General features: G+C 67.5%; 1 protein-coding gene. It reads right to left on the bottom strand.

The window, feature by feature from the left end; all coding sequences use genetic code 11:
• Window positions 1-453: type VI secretion system contractile sheath domain-containing protein (locus AC066S_RS39370; RefSeq protein WP_478271992.1), on the bottom strand; the 453-nt coding region annotated here is incomplete at both ends.

Here is a 453-nt window from a genome sequence, read left to right as displayed (position 1 = left end):
GTCGGGAAGGTGTGCGCGGGCAGGTTGTCCACCGCGCCGCCGGACTCCACGCCGCGGATCGAGGTGCACCAGCCGTAGTACTTGAACGAGCGGTTGATGTTCACCGCCATCGCGTAGGCCGAGTTGGCCCAGGCGTACTTGCTGTGGTCGCCGCCGGCGGTCTCTTCCTCGAAGTCGAACTCGTCCACCGGGTTCGTCTTGGCGCCGTACGGCAGGCGCGCCAGGAAGCGCGGCATCGCCAGGCCGATGTACTTGGAGTCGTCCGAGTCGCGCAGGCTGCGCCATGCGGCGTATTCGGTGTTGGTGAAGATCTTGGTCAGGTCGCGCGGGTTCGCGAGCTCCTGCCAGGAATCCATCTGCATCATCGCGGGCGAGGCACCGGCGATGAACGGGCAGTGCGCCGCGGCCGACACCTTGGCCATCTCGCCGAGCAGTTCCACGTCCGGCGGGCTG

This window comes from Bradyrhizobium sp. CFUWI, from assembly GCF_056429085.1.
This window is presented reverse-complemented; position numbering and strand designations above follow the sequence as displayed.